Source organism: Flavonifractor sp. An4, from assembly GCF_002161755.1.
GTDB classification, from domain to species: Bacteria; Bacillota; Clostridia; order Oscillospirales; family Oscillospiraceae; genus Flavonifractor; species Flavonifractor avicola.
Genome location: NZ_NFIL01000113.1, coordinates 1 through 867, shown reverse-complemented (window position 1 = coordinate 867; position 867 = coordinate 1). Strand labels below are relative to the sequence as shown.

The following is an 867-nucleotide window of genomic DNA, read 5'->3' as shown; positions in this document are numbered from 1 at the left end:
TAGGCCATGTTTGAAAAACAAAAGTTGCACAAACGGATATGATTTAGTAAACTATTGATATGGGAACAAAACGATATGAACTCACAGAAAGTGAATGGAATCGAATCAAAGATATGCTGCCGCCAGAACATCCGAAGGAAGGGAAACGCGGACGCCCGGCAAAATGTGATAACCGCAGTGCACTGAATGGGATACTGTGGATTGCCAGAGGAGGGGCGCCGTGGAGAGAGCTTCCGGAACGATATGGCCCATGGCAGACTGTGTACAGCCGCTTTCGGAAGTGGAAGGACATGGGGATTTTTGAGGCGATCTTCAAGACTCTGTCCATAGATGCGGATTTTGAGAACATCTCAATTGACTCGACATCCTGCAAGGTACATCAAAGTGCCAATGGCGGGGAAAAAAACCGAGGATAAAGCGGTTGGCATGTCCAGAGGTGGCCGAAATACGAAGATTCATACTTTAGTGGATGGCTTAGGCAATCCACTGGCTTTCATGCTCAGTTCCGGCAACGACCATGATTCCGTCCATGCCGTTTCTTTGCTCAGCCAGGTCAACATTGAGAGAAGCAATATCCTTGGAGATAAGGCGTACGGAGCAAAGGCGATCCGAGAGTACATTGTTTCTCAGGAGGCCACCTATACAATCCCGCCAAAGAGCGATGTCAGTGATCCCTGGCCTATAGATTGGCATACCTACAGAGAGCGGCATCTGGTTGAGTGCTTTTTCCAGAAGCTCAAGTGGTTTCGCAGGATTTTCACCCGCTATGATAAGCTCGACTCCTCATTCCTTGCCTTCGTTTACATTGGCGCTATCGCCATTTTGTTGAAATGATGCAATACTCTGCAATTTTTAAAACAAGGCCTA

General features: G+C 47.5%; 1 pseudogene. It reads left to right on the top strand.

Annotated features, from left to right (window positions below):
- Positions 1 to 59: 59 nt before the first annotated feature.
- Positions 60 to 834, top strand: a pseudogene (locus B5F94_RS15955) (IS5 family transposase).
- Positions 835 to 867: the final 33 nt, after the last annotated feature.